This is a genomic window from Kosakonia sp. S57 (genome assembly GCF_016516575.1).
In the GTDB taxonomy this organism is placed as follows: Bacteria; Pseudomonadota; Gammaproteobacteria; order Enterobacterales; family Enterobacteriaceae; genus Kosakonia; species Kosakonia cowanii.
Map to the genome: position 1 here is coordinate 108,976 of NZ_JACVUL010000015.1, position 23,980 is coordinate 132,955.

Here is a 23,980-nt window from a genome sequence, read left to right on the forward strand (position 1 = left end):
TCCCCGTTTGTTCTGATGTACCTGCCACAGGGAGCATTAGGCTACTCTTGTAAAAACAGAGCGAACGACGAGAGGCAATGCGATATGACTAACCGGATAACCGTTACTGTTAAAGAAGGTGAGACGCTTCACTTCTGGCGGCTGGGAGGAGAGGAAGCCATATCAGAGCCTTTTGTCTGGACACTGACATTGCTCAGTGAAGATTCGCAAATTAACCGCAGTAAACTCCTGAGCCAGCCCGTCACAATTACCATTCCGACGCAGAATGCGTTAGCCCCTCGTTATCTCAACGGCAAAGTAACCTCTGCCGCCGCCACCCCGATTGAACATGACGGCACTCGCTACACGGCTTATACACTGACAGTTGAATCTGACCTCTGGCCCCTGAAGCGTAATCGGGACATGCGGATTTTTCAGGGGCAAACAGTGCCTGAAATTGTCAAAAAGATCCTCAGTGAGCACAACGTCAAGACTGATGACAAACTGACAGAAGAGTACCGCACCTGGGAGTACTGTGTTCAGTATCAGGAAAGCTCTCTTGATTTCATCAGGCGTCTGATGGAACAAGAAGGGATAGCTTTCTATTTCCGCCATGATACCGACAGCCACACACTGGTGCTGACTGATGCAGGTTCTGAATTACAGCCCTTCCCTGGCTACGAGGTTATTCCCTATCACCAAACTACATCAGGGGGTGTCACAGGTGAGGAAGGTATTAGCCAGTGGTCCGTGCAGGACAGCATTACCCCAGGATTATACAGTCTGGATGACTATGACTTCCGCAAACCGAACGCCTGGCTGTTTCAGGCCCGTCAAAACAATGTTGCTCCCCAGCCGGGAACCGTAAGCGTCTATGACTGGCCTGGCCGTTTTGTGGACCACAACCATGGTGATAAATACGCCAAAATTCATCAGGAGCGGTGGCAGGTTGAGCATCAGCAGACATCCGGTACATCAACCGCCAGCGCTATCACACCCGGACATATATTCCAGCTTGAAAATGCCCCTTTCCCTGACGGGAACAGCAGCTACACAATCATCCGGGCTGTTTATCAGTTTGAGGAAAACCCCTACTCCACCTCCGACAGCAGCGAAAGCGTGCATCGAACAGATTTTATTGTTATTCCAGCCTCCACACCTTACAGACCAGAGCAGAAAACCCCATGGCCAAGAACCTACGGACCACAGACAGCCAGGGTCGTAGGGCCAGACGGAGAGAGTATATGGACAGACCGTTATGGTCGGGTGAAAGTGAAATTTCACTGGGACAGAGAGTCAAAAGGGGATGACGCCAGCTCATGCTGGATACGAGTTTCCAGCGCCTGGGCCGGGCAGGGATTTGGGGGCGTACAGATCCCCAGGGTTGGCGATGAAGTCGTGGTGGATTTTATCAACGGTGATCCGGACAGGCCGATTATCACCGGACGCGTCTACAACGAATCCAGCATGCCTCCTTGGGAGCTTCCTGCTGCTGCAACGGTAATGGGCTTTATGAGCCGCTCAAAAGACGGGAACCGTGATAACGCTAACCATCTGTTGTTTGAAGATAAAGCGGGTGCGGAAAAAGTCGACCTTCATGCTGAAAAAGATATGCATATCACCGTGGAGAATAATAAAACGGTTGGGATTGATGGTTCACGAACGACTACGATAAAAGGCGAACAGAAAGACGCAATTACCGGCGCTGCCACGTTCCATTATAAGGATGTCCGCACCACGACTGTCGAAAAAGCAGAGACTACTACTTTCAATAACGGCCAGACGGAAACCATTACAAATGGACGTACACTGGATATAACCAGCGGTGGCGACACGGTTACCATCAAGGGAGAACGAAATACTACTGTTGACGGAACAGAGGTTCATCACGTTACCGGAAGGCTCACTGAAAATTATGATAGCGGGCAGGATACGACAATTAAAGCTGGCGGAAGGACGGATACCGTTAAGGGCGATGTCGTTTTCACTATAACCGGTGGTTTTTACGAACAAAACGTCAGTGGGAAAGTTGATGTAATCTCAGGCGCTGATATAAAAATTAAAAGTACGACTAAAATAACCCTCGACGCTCCTCATATAGAGCAGATTGACTCCAACAAAACGAAATGGTCAGACAAAGTTACTGATTTCGTCGTAGACCATGCAACATTCAAAATTGTTTCTTTTTCCGCATATGGCGCAAGCGCTTCTGTGAATGCAGCAAGTGTGTCCTGGGCTACGATGTCTTTTTCAACTGCATTGACCAGCGTAGTTACAGCACCAATGAACTATACAAGATCTTTAACAAAGATCGAAGATTCACTTCAAAATGTCGCATTAAGCGCACTTCATATGTTTATTTAAAGGTACTTTTAAATGGAAATAACCAAATATTTACATTTCATTCCATGGATACTTGTTGTGTTAATAGTCGTTTCTTCACTTAAAGGAATAAAAGTGAATAAAGAAGAGAACACGCTAATTAGAGAATGGAATACCAAAGACAAATGGCAAGGTGAAGTGACTGCTGCATCCATCATTGACTGGAAACAGTTAAATGTCATGCGTAACTTTGACTACTTCTACCTCTTCACCCTGGAGAGCAATATCGGCGGGAAGAAAATGGTATTGAAAGCCGCGGGCGTTATACCTGTATCGCAAGCGAAGCTGATAAAAAATGGCGCATCGGTCGTCGTAAAATACAGTCTTCAGCCCAAAAAAACTGCCGTTGAATACATTGTCGATCCTGAAGGGCAGCACCACGTTGAGTTACCCTGATATCTCCTGTCGCAACCTGGCATTCAGCGGATGCAGGCATAAAAAAAGAGGCGATACGATCGCCTCTTTTTTATTGCTGAATTGACCTTAGCGGACGACCTGCGGGTTAACGCAGTTCTGCTCCACCTTGCCATTGAGCGCATCAATCAGGTTATCGACCGCGCAGGCCGCCATGTTGTAGCGCGTCTCATGGGTTGCAGAACCGATATGCGGCAGTGCCACGACGTTGGGCAGCGACAGCAGCGGTGAATCCGCAGGCAGCGGCTCCTGCTCAAACACATCCAGACCGGCGGCGTGGATTTCGCCGTTTTGCAGCGCCTCGATCAGCGCCGACTCATCCACTACCGGGCCGCGCCCGGCATTAATAAAGATGGCGGATTTTTTCATCATCGCGAACTGCGCTTTGCCGATCAGATGCTGCGTCTCTTCAGTGAGTGGCAGTACGACACAGACAAAATCGGACTCCTGCAACAGCGTTTCCAGATCGCAATGGCGCGCCTGAAAGCGCTCTTCCGCTTCGGCGTGTTGGCGGCGGGCGTGGTAAAGGATCGGCATGCCGAAGCCACAGTGTGCGCGCTGCGCCAGTGCCAGGCCAATGCGCCCCATACCGACAATGCCCATCGTTTTATGGTGTACATCAATGCCGAACCAGTCCGGCCCAATGCTTTTGGTCCATTCGCCCGCTTTGACCCGCTCAGCCACATCCACCACCCGGCGGGCGCTGCTCAGCACCAGCGCCATAATGGTGTCAGCCACGGTTTCGGTCAGCACGGTTGGCGTGTGCATCAGGGCAATCTTGCGCGCGTTCAGCGCATCCACATCAAAATTGTCATAGCCCACCGAGATGGTCGAGGTGGCACGCAACTGCGGCATCTTCTCCAGCAGCGCGCTGTCCACCGTCTGGCTGGAGCCTAACAGCCCCTGCGCGTTGGCAAACGCCTCGGCGTGTTGCTGCACCGTTTCAGGTTTCAGGTTAGCAACCTGGGTCACGGTAAAGTGCGTCTCCAGTCGTGCGAGCAGATCATCGGGCAAGGCTTTGTACAGGATGATAGATGGCTTCATGCGGTTCTCCCTTGTGACGGTGCGCCTGCCGGAATCTGCTTATTGTTAGCAGGCTTAACAATTAAAGTAAGCCATACAGAGGCGAAAAGCGCCACCCCCATAAATATGTACGAAGCGGACGGGCTGCCGGTCGCGCCGTTAAGATAGCCGACAAACCACGAGCCGCAGAACGAGCCGAGCGCGCCCATGCTGTTGATTAACGCCATTGCGCCACCCGCCACATTACGCGGCAGCATCTCCGGGATAATCGCGAAGAAGGGGCCATACGGCGCGTACATCGCCGCCCCGGCAATCACCAGCAGGGTGTAGGAGATCCAGAAGTGGTTCGCGCCCACGGCCCACGAGCCGATAAAGGCGAACGCGCCAATCAGCAGCAGCGGCCAGACAAAGAGTTTGCGGTTTTGCAGCTTATCGGAGGCCCAGGAGGCGAGGATCATGGCAATGGTCGCCGCCAGGTAAGGTACGGAAGAGAGCCAGCCCACTTCCACCATGCCAAGGTTGTCGCCGCCGCTGCGAATAATTGACGGCAGCCACAGCACAAAGCCATACACGCCGATGCTCCAGGCGAAATATTGCAGGCAGAGCAGCACTACATTGCGCGAGCGGAAGGCTTCGCTGTAGTTACGAACCGCTTTAATGCCCTGCTGCTCTTTATCAAGCTGCGTTTGCAGCGCGCGTTTCTCATCTTCGCTCAGCCACTTCGCCTGGCTCGGTTTATCTTTTACCAGCACCCACCAGCAGAAGGCCCAGATCACCGCCGGCACGCCTTCGATGATAAACATCTCACGCCAGCCGAAAGACTGGATCAGGTAGCCGGAGACCACCGACATCCACAGCACCGTGACCGGGTTACCGAGGATTAAAAAGGTGTTCGCCCGCGAACGCTCCGATTTGGTAAACCAGTTACTGATGTAAATCAGCATCGCTGGCATTACCGCCGCTTCCACCACGCCGAGGATAAAGCGGATGGCGGCCAGCATTGGGATATTGCTCACCACGCCGGTCAGCGATGCGCAGGCACCCCACAAAATCAGGCAGATAAAGATCAGCTTGCGCACGCTGCGCCGTTCGGCGTAGACCGCGCCGGGGATCTGGAAGAAGAAGTAGCCGAGGAAGAAGAGCGCGCCCAGCAGCGAAGAGACGCCTTTGGTGATGCCGAGATCGTCGTTAATCCCGGCCGCGGAGGCGAAGCTGAAGTTCGCGCGATCGAGGTAGGCCAGACTGTAGGTGATAAACACAATCGGCATGATATAGAGCCAGCGTTTGGCTGAGTTGGTGGCGTTGCTCATAAGGTTGCCTCTATGGTTGAGGTTATTTTCCACCTGTCATGTAGGGTACAGGCGGTTTGAGTATCGGCGAAACGGGCGCTACAGCGCGCCCAGCTCCGCGCGGGTTGGCAATCCTTCGCTGTCGCCAGGCACCTGAATCGCCCGCGCACCGATGGCATTGCCCCGGCGCACCGCATCGTGCAGCGTTTTTCCTTCCAGCAGGGCGCTGATCACCCCGACGGCAAAACCATCGCCTGCGCCAACGGTATCGACGACGTTCTCGACAATAACCGGCGCAACCGCCCCCTGTTCGCCATCGGCGGTTTTAAACCACGCGCCGTCAGGGCCGGTTTTGATAATTACCGCCTTCACGCCGCGTTGCAGATAGAAATCAGCAATCCCTTCCGGCGTCTGCTGACCAGTAAGAATCACGCCCTCTTTCAGCCCCGGCAGCACCCAGTCTGCCTGGAAGGCGAGCGCGTTGAGCTTCTCGACCATCTCTGCTTCACTTTTCCACAGCACCGGGCGCAGGTTGGGATCAAACGACAGGGTTTTGCCCTGCGATTTCATCGCCTTCGCCGCATGCTCCAGCAGGGCGTAAGAGGTGGTGGAGATCGCCGCCGCCACGCCGCTCATGTGTAGATGGCGCGCATCGCTGAACAGCGCGGCGTTAAAATCCTCTGGCGAAAGGTGGCTGGCAGCGGAGCCCTTGCGGAAATACTCCACAATGGGATCGGTTCCATCATCACATTTCGATTTCAGCTGAAAGCCGGTCGGGTAGCGGGTATCCAGCGTCACGCCGGAGGTATCAATCCCCTCTTTGCGCAGCGTGTTGAGGATAAAGCGGCCAAAGCTGTCATCGCCAACGCGGCTGACCCAACTCACTTTCAATCCCAGACGCGCAAGACCGGTAGCGACATTTAACTCGGCACCGGCCGCACGTTTAATAAAGTGCCCGGCCTCGGCGAGATCGCCGGTTTCGGTGGCGACAAACATCGCCATCGCTTCGCCAAGGGTGATGACATCCAGCGCGTTATGCATGGCTGAACTCCTTACGCAGCAGAGAGACATAGTGGCGGGTGACGGTGGTCAAATCGTCGCCTTCAAGCGGAAACTCGATGCCGCGCGGTACATCGCCAGGCAGTGCATCGAGCAGCGCCAGCCAGCGTGGGTTTTCGGCATTCGGTGGTGTTGCGCGGTGTTTATCGCCTGCGCGCTCAACGGCTTTGACATGCACATAGCTGACGGCGGGCGCGAGCTGGCGCGCGGCCTCTTCCGGCTCATCGCCAACCCACAGCCAGTTGCCGGTATCAAAAGTGAGCGTGACGGGGAGGTGTGCAGTGTGGCAGGCGGCTTTAAAGCGCAGCATCGGCGCGAGCTTGCCGCACTCGGTTTGATCATTTTCCACTACCAGCGGCACATCGCTTGTCGCCAGCCAGCCGCGCAGGGTCTCCAGCACGGCGTTATCTTTGAAATGCCCCAGCGAGACTTTCAGCCACAGCGCTTTAAGCGTGCGGGCTTCGTCCAGCAGGGCGGGCAGGCGCGGGTTTAACGTGCCATCGGCCAGGCAGAGCGGCTCCGGCGCGGAGTAGCAGACCAGCAGGTTGTGCATATCGATGGCGAAGGCCAGCGAGGGCAGATGCGACAACTCTTCGTCGTTGAGCAGTTCGCGGCGAATCTCCACGCCGTCGGCACCGGCATCGGCAATGATCGGCAGCGTGCCGACCTGGCCGCCCAGCGCCGCCACCTGGTCATGACCATAGGCGGCGGTAACAACAATAATTTTTCTTTCCATCTTCCGGTTCCCCGATAACGGCAGGGTGATTAGCTTCCATTAACGCTAGATGGAACCGGTTCCAAAGAAAAGTTCACTGTGTCGAATTTATGATCGGCATCACGAAGGGGAGAATTAACGCGACGTGGAGCCGCGCACGATCAGTTCGCCGGAGAAAACCCGCTCGTGCACCGTGTCGCTGTGGCCCTCAATGCGGCGCACGACCTGCTCGACGGCGGCAAAACCGATCTGCCAGGTCGGCTGTTTGAGGGTGGTAATGCCAACGCCTGCCAGCTCTGCCCACTCCAGCTCATCAAAGCCGAGCAGGCCGATATCGCTGCCCCAGTTCAGCCCAATACGCTTAAGCGATCGCGCCACTTGCAGGGTCAACGCGCCGTTGGCGGAGATCACCGCTTTGCGCATGCCGCGGTGGCGGGCGTGGAACTGGCGCAACGTGTTATCCAGCTGCGCCGCTTCGTGCAGCACCACTTCCGCATCTTCCGCCACCACGCCAGGGTAGCGGGCAAGGGTGGAGTGAAAAGCGTTTAGCCTTTCGCGGCGAGTGTTGACGGTGCCCAGCGGTTCGCTGAGGAACAGCAGGGCTTCAAAACCCTGCTCGATAAGGTGTTCAGTGGCGGTGGTGGCGGCCTGGGTGTTATCCAGCCCGACGACATCGCAGGCGAAATCAGGGATTTTGCGGTCAATCAGCACCATCGGCAGGGAGGATTGTTGCAGGCGGTTTAGCCCCTCTTCGCGCATGCCCACGGCGTTCACCACAATCCCCTCCACCTGGTAGCTGCGCAGCAGGTCAAGGTAGTGTAGCTCCTGATCGACTTCGTTATTGGTGTTACAGACCAGCGGCGTAAATCCCTTTTCGCGGCAGGCGGCTTCGATGCCGCTCAGCACGTGCACGGAGTAGGGATTGGTGATATCGGCGATAATCAGCCCGATAAGCCGGGTGCGCCCGCGCTTAAGACCGCGCGCCATCAGGCTTGGGCGGTAATCGAGTGCGGCGATAGCCTGCTCAATGCGCGCCAGCAGGGCATCGGAAAGCAGATGTTTTTCACCGTTGAGATAGCGTGAAATACTGGTTTTGCCGGTGTTGGCCGCTTTCGCCACATCGCTGATGGTTGGGCGCGTCGTTTTCGCCATTGTTGCTTCCCTCGCCGTAACTGGTTGCCCACACCTTAGCGCGAAATCGCGGGCAATCAAGCACTAACCTGCGCTTATCACCCGGCGCGCGGCGGTAATGACGTTTAATTCTTTGCCAAACGCGCTTCGCCGTGGATGATAGAGCGCAAACAACACATCCGACACCACCTGCAAGCTATTCAGGAGCGCGCTTTGGCAAACTCTGCTATCAAAACAGTTCTTACGGCGGCCCACTGGGGCCCGATGCTGGTCGACACCGATGGTGAAAAGGTGCTCGCCTCGCGCGGCGGGCTGCCGACGCCTTTCCCCAACTCGCTGCAAAGCGTGGTGCAGGAGCAGGTGCACAGCGCAACGCGCGTGCGCTACCCGATGGTGCGCAAAGGCTTTCTCGCTTCGCCCGACAGCCCGCAAGGCGTGCGCGGGCAGGATGAGTTTGTGCGTGTCAGCTGGGATCAGGCGCTGGATCTGATCCATCAGCAGCACAAACGTATTCGTGACAGCTATGGCCCGTCATCAATCTTTGCGGGTTCCTACGGCTGGCGCTCCAACGGCGTGCTGCACAAAGCCGCCACGCTGTTACAGCGCTATATGAGCCTCGCGGGCGGCTATACCGGCCATCTCGGGGATTACTCCACTGGTGCCGCGCAGGCGATTATGCCGCATGTGGTTGGCGGCAACGAAGTTTACCAGCAGCAGACCAGCTGGCCGCTGATCCTTGAGCACAGCGACGTAGTGGTGCTGTGGAGCGCCAACCCGCTTAATACGCTAAAAATTGCCTGGAACGCCTCGGATGAGCAGGGGATTCCTTACTTTGACGCGCTACGCAACAGCGGCAAGCGGGTGATCTGTATCGATCCGATGCGATCGGAGACCGTCGATTTCCTCGGCGACCGCGCGGAGTGGATCGCGCCGCATATGGGCACCGACGTGGCGCTGATGCTCGGTATCGCCCACACGCTGGTGGAGAACGGCTGGCAGGGTAATGATTTTCTCTCCCGTTGCACCGTGGGCTACGAGATTTTTGCCGCCTACCTCACCGGCGCAAGCGATGGCGTGGCGAAAACGGCGGAGTGGGCGGCAGGCATCTGCGGCATTGAAGCGGCTAAAATCCGCGAACTGGCAGAAGTTTTCCATAAAAACACCACCATGCTGATGGCGGGATGGGGGATGCAGCGCCAGCAGTTTGGCGAGCAAAAACACTGGATGCTGGTGACGCTGGCGGCGATGCTCGGGCAGATTGGTACGCCGGGCGGCGGGTTTGGCCTCTCTTATCACTTTGCTAACGGCGGTAACCCGACACGCCGTGCGGCGGTGCTCGCCTCGATGCAGGGGCTGGTCAAAGGCGGCACCGACGCAGTACATAAATTTCCCGTCGCGCGCATTGTTGAAGCGCTGGAGAACCCCGGCGCGCCTTACCAACATAACGGCATAAATGGGCACTTCCCGGATATCCGCTTTGTCTGGTGGGCGGGCGGCGCAAACTTTACCCATCATCAGGATACCAACCGCCTGATCCGCGCCTGGCAGAAGCCGGAACTGATGGTGATCTCCGAGTGTTTCTGGACGGCAGCGGCGAAACACGCCGATATCGTGCTGCCAGCGACTACCTCGTTTGAGCGTAACGATCTGACGATGACCGGCGATTACAGCAACCAGCACCTGGTACCGATGCAGCGCGTGGTGCCGCCGCAGTTTGAGGCGCGCGATGACTTTGAAGTATTTGCGGACTTAAGCGAGCGCTGGGAAGCGGGCGGGCGCGAGCGCTTTACCGAAGGGAAGAGCGATCTGCAGTGGCTGGAGACCTTCTACACCATCGCCGGTGAGCGCGGGGCGAGCCAGCAGGTGACCCTGCCGCCGTTTGCTGAGTTCTGGCAGGCAAACCAGCTGATTGAGATGCCGCAGAGCGAGCAGAACGCGCGCTTTGTGCGTTACGCCGATTTCCGTCGCGATCCGCAGGCGCACCCGCTGAAAACGCCGAGCGGTAAAATCGAAATCTTCTCTGAGCGCATTAAAAGCTTTGGTTATGCCGACTGCCCGCCGCATCCGACATGGCTGGAGCCGGATGAGTGGCACGGCAACGCCGAGCCGGAGCAGCTGCAGGTGCTCTCTGCGCACCCCGCGCATCGCCTGCACAGCCAGCTCAACTTTACTCGTCTGCGCGAGGAGTATGCGGTTGCCGGGCGCGAGCCAATTACGCTCCATCCGCTCGATGCGCAGGCGCGCGGTATCGCGCCGGGCGATGTGGTGCGGGTGTGGAACCAGCGCGGGCAGGTGCTGGCGGGCGCGGTGGTGAGCAGCGGCATTAAGCCTGGCGTGATCTGCATTCATGAAGGGGCATGGCCGGATCTTGAACCAACGGCGGACGGGCTGTGTAAAAACGGCGCGGTGAACGTGCTGACCAAAGATCTGCCCAGCTCGCGGCTGGGCAATGGCTGCGCGGGAAATACGGCGCTGGCGTGGGTTGAGAAGTATCGCGGCCCGGCGCTTACGCTGACGGCGTTTGATCCGCCTGCCAGCTCATGATCCACGTCGGATGACCGGTCTCCTCCTGCCATGCGCTTTCGGTAATGGTAAAGCCCTGCGCATGGTAGAAGTTCACCGCCCGCTCATTCTGCTGGTAAACCTCAAGGCTTAAGCGGGGAAAGTGCTGTTTAACATGGTTAATCAGCGCTTTCCCGAACCCCTGGCCAAACGCCTGCGGGCGCACAAACAGCGCGCCGATAAACTGCTCATCCATTACGCTGACAAAGCCCTGCAACTCTCCCTCCTGCTCAGCCACCCAGGTTTTCGCCGATGGAAGGTAGGCATCGCGCACCAGCGCTTCGCTCTCCTGCCAGTAGCTGGCCTGAATAAAGGGGTGGGCGAGGGTGGTGCTCTCCAGCCACAGCGCCAGCAGCGGGGTTAAATCTTCACTGTTCCATGCGCGAATCATGCGTTCCTCCCGGGTAACAGATGCAGCCGACGACGTGGTCATTAACCAGACCGCAGGCCTGCATAAAGGCATAACAGATAGTTGAACCAACAAATTTGAAGCCGCGTTTTTTCAGCGCTTTTGATAAGGCGTCGGAGACGGGCGTCGAGGCAGGGATTTCTGCGAGCAGGGCGGCGTGCGCGATCTGTGGCTGGTTATCGACGAACCCCCAGATAAAATCTGAAAATGACTCGCCGTTGGCTTCCATCGCCAGGTAGGCGCGCGCATTACCAATAATCGCTTCAATCTTGCCACGATGGCGAATAACCCCGGCATTTTGCAGTAAATTATCGACATCCTGCGCTGTCATGGCGGCGACGCGCTGCGGGTCAAAGTTATGGAAGGCGTGACGGTAATTCTCCCGTTTTTTCAACACTGTAATCCACGACAGCCCCGCCTGCTGCCCTTCGAGGCAGATCATCTCGAACAGCTTTTTACCGTCCCTTTGCGCCACGCCCCACTCGTTATCGTGATAATCGAGATAGAGCGGGTCCTGCGTAACCCAACCACAACGCTGCATATCCGTACTCCGTTTGTGAAGGAAAAATAAACGTCGTCTTGCCTTGACGTAAACCTCAGAAAGACAATATTTATTACAGGGCTTTTGCCCGTTCTAACAACGATAACAATTACGCCGAGTTCGGCTCTTCTCTGGAGTCGTAAAATAATGAAAACAACCCGCAGTGGCCTGATGATGTCGCTGCTGCCTGCCTGTCTGCTTTTTTCTCAGACGGCGGCGGCGTGGCAGCAAGAGTATGTCGGTGCTGATGACACCGATGGACGCTATCGCTGGGATAGCGAACGGCAACCCCGTTATAACGATATTCTTGAAGAGCGCATTCGTTCGACGCAAAACTCGCCGGGGCTGGCCATTAATCTCCCCGACACGTCGCCGCTCGATACGATTAGCACCATGAGCCTTGGCTGGAATATTCCGCTCTCAAGTAAAGTCACCACCGGCCCGGTGGCGGTGTGGCACTACGATGGCTCAACGACCTCAATGTATAACGAATTCGGCGACAGCGCGACCAACGTGCAGTACAGCGATCCGCTGTGGCACGCCAGCGTCAGTTCGCTGGGCTGGCGAGTTGATAGCCGCTTTGGCGATCTGCGTCCGTGGGCGCAAATTAGCGTTAACCAGCAGTTTGGCGAAAACGTCTGGAAGAGCCAGTCGGGACTCTATCGCCTTACCGCCGCCAACCAGTATGGTAACTGGATGGATGTGACGCTGGGCGCCGATATGCTGCTCAACCCGCATCTCGCGGCCTACGCCTCAATGTCGCAATCGGAAAACGAGACCTGGGGGCAAAACTACCTCTACAGCATGGGGGTCAGCGCCCGTTTTTAGCTCGATTAAAACAATCTTTTTACACTCTGGAAACAATAGCGGCGCGTTTTATATTGATAGTATGTACTAACCCACACTTAGTATTCGCCGCAGTGATATTTCGCGCGGTCATTCATTCCCGCTTAGCGGCATTTCATTCCTCTCTCGCTGCATTTCATGCCTTTTTTACCCAGGCATGAAATGCGCTTCGTTATGGTTGTCGGCAGTGAATTCCTTTTTATTCTTCTGCGGGACAACTGCCATGAATAGTTCCTTTGCTCAACACACTCGCTGGCTGACGCTGGTCGGCACCATCATCACGCAGTTTGCGTTAGGGTCGGTTTACACCTGGAGTTTGTTCAATAGTTCGCTGGCGGAAAAACTGGGCGAGCCGGTAAGCCAGGTCGCATTTTCCTTTGGCCTGCTGAGCCTTGGCCTCGCGCTCTCCTCCTCAGTAGCCGGTAAACTGCAGGAGCGTTTTGGCGTGAAGCGCGTCACCATCGCCTCCGGCCTGCTGCTCGGGCTTGGCTTCTTCCTCACCGCGCATGCGACCAATTTGATGATGCTGTGGCTCAGCGCCGGGGTGCTGGTTGGCCTGGCAGATGGCGCGGGCTACCTGTTAACCCTCTCTAACTGCGTGAAGTGGTTCCCGGAGCGCAAAGGGCTGATCTCTGCCTTCTCTATCGGTTCTTACGGCCTTGGCAGCCTCGGTTTTAAATTTATTGACAGCCATCTGCTGGCGACCGTCGGCCTGGAAAGCACCTTTATGATCTGGGGCGCGATCACGCTGGTGATGATTGTCTTCGGTGCGATGCTGATGACCGATGCGCCGCTGCAGAAAGTCTCCACCGTTAACGGGGTAGTGGAAAATGACTTCACGCTGGCGCAGTCAATGAGTAAACCGCAGTACTGGATGCTGGCAGTGATGTTCCTGACCGCCTGCATGAGCGGCCTGTATGTGATTGGCGTGGCGAAAGATATCGCGCAGGGGATGGTGCATCTGGATATTGCCACTGCTGCTAATGCGGTAACTGTGATTGCAATTGCCAACCTCAGCGGCCGCCTGGTGCTGGGTATCCTCTCTGATAAGATTGCCCGCATCCGCGTGATTACCATTGGTCAGGTGATTTCACTGGTCGGCATGGCCGCACTGCTCTTCGCACCGCTGAACGCCGTGAGCTTCTTTGCCGCCATCGCCTGTGTTGCTTTCAACTTCGGCGGCACTATCACCGTCTTCCCGTCGCTGGTGAGTGAGTTCTTCGGCCTCAACAACCTGGCGAAAAACTACGGTGTGATTTACCTCGGTTTCGGTATCGGCAGCATCTGTGGCTCGATTATCGCCTCACTGTTCGGCGGCTTTTATGTCACCTTCTGTGTCATCTTCGCCCTGCTGATCCTCTCGCTGGCACTCTCCACCACCATCCGCCAGCCGCAGCGCGAGGTCTACCAGCAAGCGCACGCGTAATAACGAACTGGCTACACCTTTGCAGGCCGCGACAATCGTCGCGGCCTTGTTATTTTCTGAATTTCTCACGCCATCAACGATTGTTGCGGGCGATCGCAATGCGCACTTTCACGGCCCGCTATGATTTCGCCCTGCCATTCGTTGCGTAAAGGGTGGGGTTCTATATGTACAGGTACTTGTACGTGAGCTATATTGTCTCGCGTAATAGAACCTGGGAGATGAATATGCAACATGTTAACTACACCGACGCCCGCCAGAACCTGGCCTCGCTGATGCAGCAGGCAAATGACGAGCTGGCTCCGATCCTTGTCACCCGCAAAGGGGCTAAAAGCGTGGTGGTTATCGATGCCGAGGAGTTTGCTTCTATGCAAGAGACGCTTCATCTGTTCAGCAATCCGGTCAACGCCGCGCATATTGAGCGCAGCATCCAACAGGCGGAAAGCGGCGACCTACAGGAATATAAATTTGAATGACGCCCAGGATAACGCCGGAAGCGCAAGCTGATATAGATTTCTGGAAGCAGAACGACCCTAAGGTAAAGCAGAAGATTGATACCCTCGTCAGGGATGCGCTTGAGCACCCTTTCCAGGGGCTCGGAAAGCCGGAGGCGCTTAAGCACCATAAGCCGCTCTGGTCGCGCCGCATCACCAAAGAGCATCGACTCGTTTACTACATAAAAGATGACTCGCTGATTATCGTTTCTTGCCGCTACCACTACGTAAATCTTTAATGCCTGGCCTCGCTTTCGCGAGGCTTTTCTCCCTCTGCGCCCCACACTTTCCGCAAAGCGACTATCCTTATTAATCAGGTTCATCCAACAGAAGGAGTCACAAATGTCTTTAGAGAAAGTGGTTTACCGTGCTAAAGCGAAAGCAACCGGGGGACGCGATGGCCGTGCAACCTCCTCTGATGGTGTGCTGGATGTCAAACTGGGCGTACCGAAAGAGATGGGCGGCCCTGGCGGCGAAGTGACCAACCCGGAACAGCTTTTCGCAGCGGGCTACTCGGCCTGTTTCCTTGGCGCGCTAAAACACGTGGCGTCGACCGAGAAGAAGAAAGTGCCGCAGGATGCTTACATTGAAGGTCAGGTAGGCATTGGGCCGTTGCCGACCGGTTTTGGTATCGAAGCGCAGCTGGATATCCACCTGCCGGGCATGGATCACAAAGAAGCGGAAGAGCTGGTGCAAAAGGCGCATATTGTCTGCCCTTACTCCAATGCCACTCGCGGTAACATTGATGTAAAACTCAATGTAATTACCTCCTGATAACCCATCGCGGTTAACATTTTTTGTCATCGGCCATCTATTTTTTGTAAATATATGGCCGAATCTCATCTCCCATTGACACTTTTCTCTGCCGCTATGGTCTACTTAGCGCGCTTCAGAAGTTTCACGTATTAACTTCCTTCGCAATTTTTTAGCCTGACGCGTGAATGACTCTCGCTTTCAGGAGCTTTTTCCTCTTTTTTGAGCTGCTTGCATGAACTATATCAAAACGATTACCCAGCAGAAGTTAAGCTTCCTGCTTGCGTTGTATATCGGTCTGTTTATGAATAGCGCTGTGTTTTACCGTCGGTTCGATGGTTACGCGCACGCATTCACCCCGCTGAAAGGGCTCTCCGCTGCCGTGGAGCTGATCGCGACCGTGCTGGTCACCTTCTTCTTACTACGTGTGCTGTCGCTGTTTGGCCGACGCGTCTGGCGTATTCTGACTTCGCTGATTGTGGTCTTCTCCGCCGCCGCCAGCTACTACATGACTTTCCTTAACGTGGTGATTGGCTACGGCATTATCGCCTCGGTGATGACCACGGATATTGACCTCTCCAAAGAGGTGGTGGGCTGGCAGTTGTTCGTCTGGATCGTGGCAGTGAGTGCGCTCCCACTGCTCTTTATCTGGCACAACCGCTGCCGCGACACCCTGCTGCGCCAGCTGCGTCAGCCTGGCGCGCGCATTCGCAGCGCAGGCCTGGTGGTGTTAGCCGGGCTGCTGGTGTGGGGGCCGATTCGCCTGATGGATGTGCAGCAGAAGCAGACCGAGCGCGCTTCGGGCGTTGATCTGCCAAGCTACGGCGGCGTGGTTGCTAACTCCTACCTGCCCTCCAACTGGCTCTCTGCGCTGGGGCTCTATGCCTGGGCGCGCGTCGATGAGTCTTCAGATAACAGTTCATTGATGAACCCGGCGACGAAGTTTACCTACGTCGCGCCGAAGAATATTGATGATACCTGGGTGGTGTTTATCATCGGCGAGACCACGCGCTGGGACCATATGGGCATGCTCGGCTATGAACGCAACACCACGCCGAAGCTGGCGCAGGAGAAGAACCTCGTCGCCTTCCGCGGTTACTCGTGCGATACCGCGACGAAGCTCTCGTTGCGCTGTATGTTTGTGCGCGAAGGCGGTGCGGAGACCAATCCGCAGCGTACCCTGAAAGAGCAGAATATTTTCGCGGTGCTTAAGCAGCTTGGCTTCTCCAGCGATCTCTACGCCATGCAGAGCGAAATGTGGTTCTACAGCAACACCATGGCGGACAATATCGCCTACCGCGAGCAGATTGGCGCTGAGCCGCGCAACCGTGGCAAGCACGTTGACGACATGCTACTGGTCGACGAGATGAACCGCTCGCTGGCGGATAACGCCAACGGTAAGCATATGATTATTCTCCACACCAAAGGGTCGCACTTTAACTATACCCAGCGTTACCCGCGCAGCTTCGCGCAGTGGAAACCGGAGTGTATGGGCGTCGATCGCAAGTGCAGTAAAGAGGAGATGATTAACTCCTTTGATAACTCGGTGACCTATGTCGATCACTTTATCGACAGCGTGATTGATAAGATGCGCGACCGTAAAGCGATTGTGTTTTACGCAGCGGATCACGGCGAATCGATCAATGAGCAGGAGCACCTGCACGGTACGCCGCGCCATATGGCACCGCCGGAGCAGTTCCGCGTGCCGATGATGGTGTGGATGTCTGATAAATACCTTGAAGACCCGCAGAAGGCGCAGATGCTGGCGCAACTCAAGCAGCAGGTGGCCTATAAAACGCCGCGCCGCCACGTTGAGCTGTACGACACCATTATGGGTTGCCTCGGTTATACCTCGCCGGACGGTGGGATTAACGAGAATAACAACTGGTGCCGTTTACCGGGGCAGGCCGCGAAGTAACGCGCTGCTGGCTTTCTCGCCAGTCAGTTAGCTTTTTTCGATTAAAGGATTGACGGGGCATGTCGGCGGCAGTAAGATGCGCCCCGCATTCGGTGATTGGCGCAGCCTGGTAGCGCACTTCGTTCGGGACGAAGGGGTCGGAGGTTCGAATCCTCTATCACCGACCAAATTTAGAAAAACCCAACCTTACGGTTGGGTTTTTTGCTTTCTGCGTCCGAAAGAGGATGAGAACCTCCGGGGGTGGAGGTTCGACTCGAGCGCAGCGAGAGAACGTTGCGCAGCAACGGCCCGCAGGGCGAGCCACGCAGTGGCGAGTCATCCTCTGGCACCGACCAAATTCAGAAAAACCCAACCTTACGGTTGGGTTTTTTGCTTTCTGCGTCAGCACAATTGCCTGATGGCGGCTTCGCCTTATCAGGCCTACGCGATCCAGCAAAATCCTCAATTCCGTAGGCCGGATAAGCGTTTACGCGCCATCCGGCAAAAACCCACGGTTCCGCAGCCAATGCACCCGTGAAAAACCAAAACCCGCTGAAACTCTGCTTATCCCTGCTTCCCGCTGCCTGACGGCTATTTTTTGCGATATTCCATCGTATTTATTTATATATCTAACGATCTTTTTTCGCGTTGCTTATGGATAAAGTCAGCATTTTGCGCTGTGCGTTTTAGCGTTCGCGGGATATACCGCTCAGATAATCATCATTGTGATAGAAATTTTTCATAATCTGCATGAATGTTAATCACTGGGTAATGGCGTTTTATAAGGGGAATATTCTGCTTCCGCGCCACTAGCATAAATTTCCCTGCTGAATATGGCGGCTTGAACTTTTTTTTAACTTTGTTTGCCGATTCTCACCGTCGTTGTAAATCCCGGTTACCTGTATTGACGTTTTGACATTCTGTTGACAGATTGTAGGGCATGAGGGGCATTTCATGGAGAATCTGTACTGCAACTCAGTCAACCTTGTGAAAGGAATCCCCATCTCTCATAACGCCTGCGGGCACAACCGACCAGACCGGGTAAAAAACTAAAAAAGGCCTGTCGGACATACCCACTGCATGGGTAACAACACATATCACATTGGAGCAGAATCAATGAGTATTTCCTTGAAGAAGTCAGGGATGCTGAAGCTCGGTCTTAGCCTGGTGGCCATGACCGTCGCGGCAAGCGTGCAGGCTAAAACCCTGGTTTATTGTTCTGAAGGTTCGCCCGAAGGCTTTAACCCACAGCTTTTCACCTCTGGTACCACTTACGATGCCAGCTCTGTGCCAATTTATAACCGTCTGGTTGAGTTCAAAACCGGCACCACGGAAGTGATTCCAGGTCTGGCCGAGAAGTGGGACATCAGCGAAGACGGCAAAACCTACACTTTCCACCTGCGTAAAGGCGTGAAGTGGCAGGACAACAAAGAGTTCAAACCGACGCGTGAATTCAACGCCGATGACGTGGTGTTCTCTTTCGATCGCCAGAAAAATGCCCAGAACCCGTACCATAAAATCTCTGGCGGCAGCTATGAATACTTCGAAGGCATGGGTCTGCCAGATCTGATTAGCGAAGTGAAAAAAGTCGACGATCACACCGTGCAGTTCGTGCTGACGCGCCCGGAATCGCCGTTCCTCGCTGACCTGGCAATGGACTTCGCCTCCATCCTCTCCAAAGAGTACGCGGACAACATGCTGAAAGCCGGTACGCCGGACAAAGTTGACCTCAACCCAATCGGTACCGGTCCGTTCCAGCTGCTGCAATACCAGAAAGACTCGCGCATTCTCTACAAAGCGTTTGAAGGCTTCTGGGGCACCAAGCCGAAGATCGATCGCCTGGTCTTCTCCATCACGCCGGATGCTTCCGTGCGTTACGCCAAGCTGCAGAAAAACGAGTGTCAGGTGATGCCGTACCCGAACCCGGCTGACATCGCGCGCATGAAGCAGGACAAAAACATTAACCTGATGGAGCAGGCTGGCCTGAACGTCGGTTACATGTCCTTCAACACCGAGAAAAAACCGTTTGATGATGTGAAAGTGCGCCAGGCGCTGACCTACGCGGTAAACAAAGAAGCGATCATCAAAGCGGTCTATCAGGGCGCGGGCGTTGCGGCGAAAAACCTGATTCCGCCGACCATGTGGGGCTATAACGACGACGTTAAAGACTACACCTACGATCCGGAGAAGGCGAAGCAGCTGCTGAAAGAAGCCGGTCATGAGAAGGGCTTCACCGTTGAGCTGTGGGCAATGCCGGTACAGCGTCCGTACAACCCGAACGCGCGCCGTATGGCTGAGATGATTCAGTCTGACTGGGCGAAAGTGGGCGTACAGGCCAAAATCGTCACCTACGAGTGGGGCGAATACCTCAAGCGTGCGAAAGCGGGCGAGCATCAGGCTGTGATGATGGGCTGGACCGGCGACAACGGGGATCCGGATAACTTCTTCGCCACCCTGTTCAGCTGCGCAGCAGCGAAAGATGGCTCCAACTACTCGCGCTGGTGCTACAAGCCGTTTGAAGATCTGATTCAGCCGGCGCGCGCCACTGACGATCACAACAAGCGTATTGAGCTCTACAAACAAGCGCAGGTAGTGATGCATGACCAGGCTCCGGCGCTGATCGTCGCGCACTCCACCGTCTATGAGCCAGTGCGTAAAGAGGTGAAAGGCTATGTGGTTGATCCATTAGGCAAACACCACTTCGAAAACGTCTCTGTCGAATAATAAGTAAAATGCCTGATCTCCCCCTCTTCGCTGGGAGAGGGGGAGAGGTCTGTTCCCTCTTGTAATAAGAGTGGAAATACATTTGTGAGCAATACAGACGTGCCGTCGCCAGGCGTCGCGTCACTACTGAGAATCCGGGTTATGTTGCAGTTCATCCTCCGACGTCTGGGGTTAGTTATCCCGACGTTTATCGGTATCACCCTTCTCACCTTTGCCTTTGTTCATATGATCCCCGGTGATCCGGTGATGATCATGGCGGGTGAGCGTGGTATCTCCCCTGAGCGTCACGCTCAGTTGCTGGCCGAGCTCGGTCTCGACAAGCCGCTGTGGGAACAGTATGTCCACTATGTGTGGGGCGTATTGCACGGCGATTTAGGTCTCTCATTGAAGAGCCGTCTTCCGGTGTGGGACGAATTCGTGCCGCGCTTTAAAGCCACGCTGGAGCTGGGCGTCTGCGCGATGATCTTCGCCGTTGCCGTCGGCATTCCGGTGGGCGTACTCGCTGCGGTCAAACGCGGCTCCATCTTCGATCACACCGCCGTGAGCATCGCGCTGACCGGCTACTCCATGCCGATCTTCTGGTGGGGCATGATGCTGATTATGCTGGTCTCGGTGCAGCTAAACCTGACGCCGGTCTCCGGGCGCGTCAGCGATATGGTGTTCCTCGATGACACCAACCCGCTCACCGGCTTTATGCTGATCGACACCGCCATCTGGGGCGAAGAGGGCAACTTTATTGATGCCGTCGCGCACATGATCCTGCCGGCCGTCGTGCTCGGCACTATTCCGCTGGCGGTGATTGTGCGTATGACGCGCTCTTCAATGCTGGAAGTGCTGGGCGAAGACTATATCCGCACCGCGCGCGCCAAAGGGCTGACCCGTATGCGGGTGATTATCGTCCACGCGCTGCGCAACGCGATGCTGCCGGTGGTAACGGTTATCGGTCTGCAAGTCGGCACCATGCTGGCGGGCGCGATCCTGACCGAAACCATCTTCTCCTGGCCGGGCCTTGGCCGCTGGCTGATTGATGCACTGCAACGCCGCGACTATCCGGTGGTGCAGGGCGGGGTGCTGCTGGTCGCGACGATGATTATCCTCGTCAACCTGCTGGTCGACCTGCTGTACGGCGTGGTGAACCCGCGTATTCGGCATAAGAAGTAAGGGGCCATCATGTCACAAGTTACTGAAAATAAAGTTGTCTCTGCGCCGGTGCCCATGACGCCGCTGCAGGAGTTCTGGCACTACTTCAAACGCAATAAAGGCGCGGTTGTCGGCCTGGCCTATGTCGTGGTGATGTTGATTATCGCCATCTTCGCCAACTTCATCGCGCCGCATAACCCGGCGGATCAGTTCCGCGATGCGCTGCTGGCACCGCCGGTCTGGCAGGATGGCGGCACCTGGACGCATATCCTCGGCACCGACGATGTAGGCCGCGACACGCTGTCGCGCCTGATGTTCGGCGCGCGCCTCTCGCTGCTGGTTGGCTGCCTGGTGGTGGCGCTGTCGCTGGTTGCCGGGATTATCCTCGGCCTGGTGGCGGGCTACTTTGGCGGGCTTATCGACAACATCATCATGCGCGTCGTCGATATCATGCTGGCACTGCCGAGCCTGCTGCTGGCGCTGGTGCTGGTGGCGATCTTCGGCCCGTCGATAGTTAACGCCTCGCTGGCATTAACCTTTGTCGCCCTGCCGCACTATGTGCGCCTGACGCGCGCCGCCGTGCTGGTGGAGGTGAACCGCGATTATGTGACCGCTTCCCGCGTGGCGGGTGCAGGCGCGATGCGTCAAATGTTCGTCAATATTTTCCCGAACTGCCTTGCGCCGCTGATCGTTCAGGCGTCGCTCGGCTTCTCTAACGCCATTCTCGATATGGCCGCCCTTGGCTTCCTCGGCATGGGTGCGCAGCCGCCAACACCGGAGTGGGGCACCATGCTCTCCGACGTGTTGCAGTTCGCACAGAGTGCCTGGTGGGTCGTGACCTTCCCGGGTCTGGCGATCCTGCTGACGGTGCTGGCATTTAACCTGATGGGTGACGGACTGCGTGATGCGCTCGACCCCAAACTGAAGCAGTAAGAGGTTCGAGATGGCGTTATTAAATGTAGATAAATTATCGGTGCACTTCGGCGACGTTGGTGCCGAGTTCCGCGCCGTAGACCGCATTAGCTACAGCGTAAACCAGGGCGAAGTGATCGGCATCGTTGGCGAGTCCGGCTCTGGTAAATCGGTCAGCTCGCTGGCGATCATGGGGCTGATTGATTTCCCCGGCCGCGTAATGGCAGAGAAGCTGGAGTTTAACGGTCAGGATTTAAAACGGATTTCGGAAAAAGAGCGCCGCAGCCTGGTCGGCTCGGAAGTGGCGATGATTTTCCAGGATCCGATGACCAGCCTTAACCCCTGCTACACCGTCGGTTTCCAGATTATGGAAGCGATTAAAGTGCATCAGGGCGGCAATAAGAAAACCCGCCGCCAGCGGGCGATCGACCTGCTCAACCAGGTCGGCATTCCCGACCCGGCTTCGCGGCTCGACGTTTACCCGCATCAGCTTTCGGGCGGTATGAGCCAGCGCGTCATGATCGCGATGGCGATTGCCTGCCAGCCGAAGCTGCTGATTGCCGATGAACCGACCACTGCGCTCGACGTTACCATTCAGGCGCAGATCATCGAACTGCTGCTGGAGTTGCAGCAGCAAAAGAACATGGCGCTGATCCTGATTACGCACGATCTGGCGCTGGTGGCGGAAGCGGCGCACAAAATCATCGTCATGTATGCAGGCCAGGTGGTAGAGGCGGGCGAATCGCGGGATATCTTCCGCGCGCCGCGTCACCCGTACACCCAGGCGCTGCTGCGCGCGCTGCCGGAGTTTGCCCAGGACAAAGCGCGTCTGGCGTCGCTGCCGGGCGTAGTACCGGGGAAATATGACCGCCCGAGCGGCTGTCTGCTCAACCCGCGCTGCCCCTATGCAACGGACAAATGCCGCGTCGATGAGCCGGATCTGAACACCGTCGACGGCGGCCGCCAGTCCAAATGTCACTACCCACTCGATGATGCCGGGAGGCCGAATTATGAGTACGCATGAGGCCACTTCGCAGCAGCCGCTGTTGCAGGCGATCGACCTGAAAAAACACTACCCGGTGAAGAAGGGCTTTTTTGCCCCGGAGCGCCTGGTTAAAGCGCTGGACGGCGTCTCGTTTTCGCTGGAGCGCGGCAAAACCCTGGCGGTGGTCGGCGAGTCCGGCTGCGGCAAATCAACGCTTGGCCGCCTGCTGACGATGATTGAAACGCCGACCGGCGGTGAGCTCTACTACCAGGGCCAGGATCTGCTCAAGCACGATCCGCAGGCGCAGAAGCTGCGTCGGCAGAAAATCCAGATCGTCTTTCAGAACCCCTATGGCTCGCTGAACCCGCGTAAAAAAGTGGGGCAGATCCTCGAAGAGCCGCTGTTGATTAACAGCTCCCTCAGCAGAGAGGCGCGCCGCGAGAAAGCGCTGGCGATGATGGCGAAAGTGGGGCTGAAAACCGAGCACTATGACCGCTACCCGCATATGTTCTCCGGCGGTCAGCGTCAGCGTATTGCTATTGCCCGTGGCCTGATGCTCGACCCGGACGTGGTGATTGCCGATGAACCGGTTTCGGCGCTCGACGTCTCCGTGCGCGCGCAGGTGCTGAACCTGATGATGGATCTGCAGCAGGATTTGGGGCTCTCTTACGTCTTTATCTCGCACGACCTGTCGGTGGTGGAGCACATTGCCGATGAGGTGATGGTGATGTATCTCGGCCGCTGCGTGGAGAAGGGCAGCAAAGAGCAGATCTTTGCCAACCCGCGCCACCCTTACACCCAGGCGCTGCTCTCCGCGACCCCGCGCCTTAACCCGGACGATCGCCGCGAGCGCATTAAGCTTACCGGCGAGCTGCCGAGCCCGCTCAACCCGCCGCCGGGGTGTGCCTTTAATGCCCGTTGTAGCCGTCGCTTCGGCCCCTGCACGCAGTTGCAGCCGCAGTTGAAGGATTACAATGGTCAGCTGGTGGCCTGTTTTGCGGTAGATAAGGATGAGAATCGCGAGATTCCGCAGGTGTAGGCTGATTTGTAGGCCGGATAAGGCGAAGCCGCCATCCGGCAATGGGGCTTGCATGGGGCGTTGGTTGAAGGGTTCCGTTCCGTAGGCCGGATAAGCGTTTTACGCGCCATCCGGCATGTTTCGCGGCGCTAATGCCGGATGGGTGGAATTTTTCCGTTCACCACGGGGACGGGATCCTCATAAATCATCTGTGCGGTGAACGGGACAAAGGGAGCGGCCGCGCTCCCCTTGTCAATCCCCGCGGCCCCGCAAGGAAATCGGTG

General features: G+C 56.3%; 21 protein-coding genes, 1 tRNA gene and 1 other RNA gene. 16 read left to right on the top strand and 7 right to left on the bottom strand.

All coding sequences use genetic code 11. The features are described 5' to 3' along the window. The first annotated feature begins 84 nt into the window (after window positions 1-84). Window positions 85-2,343 carry a type VI secretion system Vgr family protein gene (locus IAE48_RS15630; protein WP_200134910.1) on the top strand — a complete coding sequence of 753 codons (2,259 nt, stop codon included), beginning with the start codon at window positions 85-87 and terminating at the stop codon, window positions 2,341-2,343. Between the two features lie 12 nt (window positions 2,344-2,355). Beyond that, window positions 2,356-2,757, top strand: a complete 402-nt coding sequence (locus IAE48_RS15635; protein WP_200134911.1) for a hypothetical protein — start codon at window positions 2,356-2,358, stop codon at window positions 2,755-2,757. An 87-nt stretch (window positions 2,758-2,844) separates the two neighbouring features. On the opposite strand, the gene ghrB is transcribed toward IAE48_RS15635, so the two are convergent. The 5 genes from ghrB to IAE48_RS15660 all read right to left on the bottom strand — a co-directional run bounded on the left by ghrB (window position 2,845) and on the right by IAE48_RS15660 (window position 8,013). Then, window positions 2,845-3,819, bottom strand: a complete 975-nt coding sequence (gene ghrB, locus IAE48_RS15640) for a glyoxylate/hydroxypyruvate reductase GhrB (RefSeq protein ID WP_200134912.1) — start codon at window positions 3,817-3,819, stop codon at window positions 2,845-2,847. Then, window positions 3,816-5,108: an MFS transporter gene (locus IAE48_RS15645; protein WP_042718604.1), complete on the bottom strand. Its 1,293-nt coding sequence runs from the start codon at window positions 5,106-5,108 to the stop codon at window positions 3,816-3,818. Before IAE48_RS15645 ends, ghrB begins: the two co-directional genes overlap by 4 nt. A 78-nt stretch (window positions 5,109-5,186) precedes the next feature. Beyond that, a complete protein-coding gene (locus IAE48_RS15650; protein WP_094418953.1) occupies window positions 5,187-6,128 on the bottom strand; it encodes a sugar kinase in 942 nt (313 codons plus the stop codon). After that, the gene (locus tag IAE48_RS15655) at window positions 6,121-6,882 is read right to left on the bottom strand and encodes a sugar phosphate isomerase/epimerase (RefSeq protein WP_200134913.1); all 762 of its coding nucleotides are present in this window, start codon (window positions 6,880-6,882) and stop codon (window positions 6,121-6,123) included. Before IAE48_RS15655 ends, IAE48_RS15650 begins: the two co-directional genes overlap by 8 nt. A gap of 114 nt (window positions 6,883-6,996) precedes the next feature. Further along, window positions 6,997-8,013, bottom strand: a complete 1,017-nt coding sequence (locus tag IAE48_RS15660; protein WP_200134914.1) for a LacI family DNA-binding transcriptional regulator — start codon at window positions 8,011-8,013, stop codon at window positions 6,997-6,999. 192 nt (window positions 8,014-8,205) lie between these two features. On the opposite strand from IAE48_RS15660, the gene IAE48_RS15665 reads away from it, so the two are divergent. After that, the gene (locus IAE48_RS15665; RefSeq protein ID WP_255564531.1) at window positions 8,206-10,536 is read left to right on the top strand and encodes a molybdopterin guanine dinucleotide-containing S/N-oxide reductase; all 2,331 of its coding nucleotides are present in this window, start codon (window positions 8,206-8,208) and stop codon (window positions 10,534-10,536) included. Here the strand turns inward: IAE48_RS15665 and IAE48_RS15670 are convergent. Continuing rightward, window positions 10,499-10,945, bottom strand: coding sequence for an N-acetyltransferase (locus IAE48_RS15670; RefSeq protein WP_200134916.1), 447 nt, complete (start codon window positions 10,943-10,945; stop codon window positions 10,499-10,501). The two genes, IAE48_RS15665 and IAE48_RS15670, sit on opposite strands and share 38 nt — an antisense overlap. Beyond that, window positions 10,923-11,504, bottom strand: a complete 582-nt coding sequence (gene tag, locus IAE48_RS15675) for a DNA-3-methyladenine glycosylase I (RefSeq protein ID WP_200134917.1) — start codon at window positions 11,502-11,504, stop codon at window positions 10,923-10,925. Before tag ends, IAE48_RS15670 begins: the two co-directional genes overlap by 23 nt. Before the next feature lie 147 nt (window positions 11,505-11,651). Between tag and IAE48_RS15680 the strand changes: the two genes are divergently transcribed. The 13 genes from IAE48_RS15680 (at window position 11,652) to dppF (ending at window position 23,717) form a co-directional block, all read left to right on the top strand. Next, window positions 11,652-12,332, top strand: a complete 681-nt coding sequence (locus tag IAE48_RS15680; RefSeq protein ID WP_094418958.1) for an autotransporter domain-containing protein — start codon at window positions 11,652-11,654, stop codon at window positions 12,330-12,332. A gap of 241 nt (window positions 12,333-12,573) precedes the next feature. Further along, a complete protein-coding gene (locus tag IAE48_RS15685; protein ID WP_200134918.1) occupies window positions 12,574-13,776 on the top strand; it encodes an MFS transporter in 1,203 nt (400 codons plus the stop codon). A gap of 182 nt (window positions 13,777-13,958) precedes the next feature. After that, window positions 13,959-14,249, top strand: a complete 291-nt coding sequence (locus IAE48_RS15690) for a type II toxin-antitoxin system Phd/YefM family antitoxin (RefSeq protein WP_370569029.1) — start codon at window positions 13,959-13,961, stop codon at window positions 14,247-14,249. Continuing rightward, window positions 14,246-14,506 (top strand): Txe/YoeB family addiction module toxin, encoded by a 261-nt coding sequence (locus IAE48_RS15695; RefSeq protein ID WP_054802690.1) that lies wholly within the window; start codon window positions 14,246-14,248, stop codon window positions 14,504-14,506. The genes IAE48_RS15690 and IAE48_RS15695 overlap by 4 nt, the downstream gene beginning before the upstream one ends. A gap of 103 nt (window positions 14,507-14,609) precedes the next feature. Beyond that, window positions 14,610-15,041 (top strand): organic hydroperoxide resistance protein, encoded by a 432-nt coding sequence (locus IAE48_RS15700; RefSeq protein ID WP_042718589.1) that lies wholly within the window; start codon window positions 14,610-14,612, stop codon window positions 15,039-15,041. A 214-nt stretch (window positions 15,042-15,255) separates the two neighbouring features. Next, entirely contained in the window at window positions 15,256-16,938 is a 1,683-nt protein-coding gene (eptB, locus tag IAE48_RS15705) for a kdo(2)-lipid A phosphoethanolamine 7''-transferase (RefSeq protein WP_200134919.1), read from the top strand. A 90-nt stretch (window positions 16,939-17,028) separates the two neighbouring features. Further along, window positions 17,029-17,105 (top strand) — tRNA-Pro (locus tag IAE48_RS15710). Between the two features lie 36 nt (window positions 17,106-17,141). After that, window positions 17,142-17,273: non-coding RNA, RtT sRNA (locus IAE48_RS15715), on the top strand. A gap of 760 nt (window positions 17,274-18,033) precedes the next feature. After that, window positions 18,034-19,641, top strand: a complete 1,608-nt coding sequence (gene dppA / locus IAE48_RS15720; RefSeq protein WP_042713259.1) for a dipeptide ABC transporter periplasmic-binding protein DppA — start codon at window positions 18,034-18,036, stop codon at window positions 19,639-19,641. A gap of 141 nt (window positions 19,642-19,782) precedes the next feature. Beyond that, entirely contained in the window at window positions 19,783-20,802 is a 1,020-nt protein-coding gene (gene dppB, locus IAE48_RS15725; RefSeq protein ID WP_042713258.1) for a dipeptide ABC transporter permease DppB, read from the top strand. Between the two features lie 9 nt (window positions 20,803-20,811). Beyond that, a complete protein-coding gene (dppC, locus tag IAE48_RS15730; protein WP_054802687.1) occupies window positions 20,812-21,714 on the top strand; it encodes a dipeptide ABC transporter permease DppC in 903 nt (300 codons plus the stop codon). 10 nt (window positions 21,715-21,724) lie between these two features. Next, complete coding sequence (dppD, locus tag IAE48_RS15735; RefSeq protein ID WP_042713256.1) at window positions 21,725-22,717, top strand: dipeptide ABC transporter ATP-binding protein; 993 nt, start codon at window positions 21,725-21,727, stop codon at window positions 22,715-22,717. Further along, window positions 22,704-23,717 carry a dipeptide ABC transporter ATP-binding subunit DppF gene (gene dppF / locus IAE48_RS15740; RefSeq protein WP_042713255.1) on the top strand — a complete coding sequence of 338 codons (1,014 nt, stop codon included), beginning with the start codon at window positions 22,704-22,706 and terminating at the stop codon, window positions 23,715-23,717. Before dppD ends, dppF begins: the two co-directional genes overlap by 14 nt. Window positions 23,718-23,980: the final 263 nt, after the last annotated feature.